This is a genomic window from Hymenobacter agri, from assembly GCF_054778495.1.
This window is the reverse complement of the sequence record NZ_BAAGZM010000671.1, coordinates 1-2,168: the sequence shown is the minus strand read 5'-3', so window position 1 is coordinate 2,168 and position 2,168 is coordinate 1. Positions and strand designations below refer to the sequence as shown.

The window sequence follows — 2,168 nt, the reverse complement described above, 5'->3', positions numbered from 1 at the left end:
CGGTTTGGTAGTTCAGTTGGTTAGAATGCCGCCCTGTCACGGCGGAGGTCGCGGGTTCGAGTCCCGTCCAGACCGCTACCGTTTGTCGAAAAAGCCATTTCCTTCGCGGAAATGGCTTTTTTGTTTTCCGGCCCTGGCGCATTGGCTTCGGCCGGGCAGCTACCACCCCGCCACCGGGTGCACCTCGAAGTAGTGCCATCCCCAGCGCAGCAGCGCCACGCTGCCCCAGGCCACCAGCGCAAACACCAGCCCGAAGCCCAGGAGCAGCAGTGCTATCAGGCCCCGGCCGCTGCCCGCGTGCCGGCCTTCGGCATAATGGCGGCGCAGCAGGGCCACGTTGCGCTCGTTGCTTTTGTAGGCGAAGTCGAACACGTTGCCGAGAATGGGAATGCCGCCCACAACGGTATCAATCAGGATATTGAGAGCCATGCGTACCACCACGGCCCCGCTGGCCCCGTGGCGCAGCATGGTGAGCAGCAGCGCCACCGACACCGCCGTGGTGGAGAGGTCGCCCACGACGGGCAGCAGGCCCAGCAAGGGGTCGAGGCCGAACCGGAAGCGGGTGCCCGGCAGCCGGAACTGGCTGTCCATGAGGTGGGCCACGCGCTCGACCCAGCGCAGGCGCTCGTCGGCATCGGTAGCGGCGGAAGTGGGGCGAAGCGGCATCACGATAAGGCTTTTAGCGGCTCATACGGCAACGCCGGCCAAAAAGGCGACCGGCCCCGGGCCCGGCCAGTGGCGCGGCGCGGCGCTGATTGGGTAGCTTTGCGGCTATTCCATCGGTATTTTCATGAGTACTTCCGAACCAATTTCTACGCCGGGCTTTGACCGCGCCCGGGCCGGCCTCTGGACCAGCCTGCAAAAGCATCTGGTGCCCCTTTATACGGCCGAAGCGGCTTTTTTGAAGGCGTCGGCCTTTGCCACGGAGTTTCCGTTTTCGGTGGGCAGCGTGCCAGCCGAGGCCCTGGCCGAATACTGGCGCAGCCGTTACGCCCTGCGCGACCTGTACACCGACGAAACCGCGCAGCTCGATACACTCACCAAGGCCATTCGCACCAAAGGGTATTCTGAGGCCGAGAAAAAGCAGCTTTACTTGCTGCTGCTGGGCTATTTCGACATTGCGGCGTCCATTTTCGGGCTGCTCGAAACCCACGTGCCCCGGCCCCTGCCACCCGATGAAGAATGGGCCGACACCGACGCCCGGTTCGACCGCATCCGCAAGTTTGCCCGGCTCAATGTGAAAGGGATTTCGGGCCTGCTCGCGCTGCCCACTGCCGGAGCGAAATAGCGTTGGAATTCAGCATGACTGGGCGCGTTTCCGTATAAGGGCATTCATCCTTATAGCTTAATTCAGATGAAACGCTATGCCCCCCTCCTGCCGCTGGCCCTGCTGCTGAGCTGCGCCAGCACCGACCGCCCCGCTACCGAGAGCCCGGCCGTGTCGATGACCCCGCCGCCCGCTCCTGCCGTGCAGCGCGCTTTCGACGTGCCCGCGCTGCTGGGCCTGAATGCCGACGAAATTGCCCGCCCGCTCATCAGCCAAACGGTACGCCCCGACCACGACCGCACGCCCCGGCAGTCGGAAACCGGCGTCACCGAAGCCCTCTACACCTACTGGCGCGATACTACCGCGCTGGAAGTGAGCTACGACCCCGCTACCCTGCGCGTGAACAGCTATTTTATTAAGACGAAAAGCGGGCATACGGCCGATTACGCCACGCTACTGAAGCTGGCCAACGTGAGCAAGTACGACAAGCGCCTGCGCATCGAGCCCATTGCCTCGGCGGTGAATCCGCAGCAATTCACGGGCGTGAAACTGACGCCCGCCGAGCCCACGCCGGTTAACTAACCGTCAGAAAAATTATTTATTCCGCCACCCGCACCTTCTGCAACCGCCGGCTAAACACGGGCGGCAGGAGGTGCGAGTGGCGGAATATTTTTTATTCGGCCGCAGTCGCTACCGGCTCGAAGGCCCGCACGTAGGCCACCTGCTCGGCGGTTTCGGGCGAATTTGGGGCGCGGTAGTTTTTCTCCACGGTTTGCCATTCTTCGGCAATGCGGGCCAGGGCCTCGTCGGCGCTCAGGCCGAAGTGCTGGCGCAGGTAGCAGCCCACTACGGTGCCGGTACGGCCGATGCCGCCGTGGCAGTGCACCACGGCCCGGCGGCC

The 2,168-nt window shown here is 63.9% G+C and carries 4 protein-coding genes and 1 tRNA gene; 3 read left to right on the top strand and 2 right to left on the bottom strand.

The window, feature by feature from the left end; translation table 11 throughout:
• The first annotated feature begins 1 nt into the window (after position 1).
• A tRNA-Asp gene (locus tag ACYVDE_RS20875) sits at positions 2 to 75 on the top strand.
• Between the two features lie 84 nt (positions 76 to 159).
• Here the strand turns inward: ACYVDE_RS20875 and ACYVDE_RS20870 are convergent.
• Positions 160 to 666, bottom strand: a complete 507-nt coding sequence (locus ACYVDE_RS20870) for a DUF4112 domain-containing protein (protein WP_460503466.1) — start codon at positions 664 to 666, stop codon at positions 160 to 162.
• Between the two features lie 124 nt (positions 667 to 790).
• On the opposite strand from ACYVDE_RS20870, the gene ACYVDE_RS20865 reads away from it, so the two are divergent.
• Positions 791 to 1,288, top strand: coding sequence for a hypothetical protein (locus tag ACYVDE_RS20865; protein WP_460503465.1), 498 nt, complete (start codon positions 791 to 793; stop codon positions 1,286 to 1,288).
• Between the two features lie 66 nt (positions 1,289 to 1,354).
• Positions 1,355 to 1,849, top strand: a complete 495-nt coding sequence (locus ACYVDE_RS20860) for a hypothetical protein (RefSeq protein ID WP_460503464.1) — start codon at positions 1,355 to 1,357, stop codon at positions 1,847 to 1,849.
• Positions 1,850 to 1,940: 91 nt separating this feature from the next.
• Here the strand turns inward: ACYVDE_RS20860 and ACYVDE_RS20855 are convergent.
• Positions 1,941 to 2,168: protein-tyrosine phosphatase family protein (locus ACYVDE_RS20855; protein WP_460503463.1), on the bottom strand; the 228-nt coding region annotated here is incomplete at its 5' end.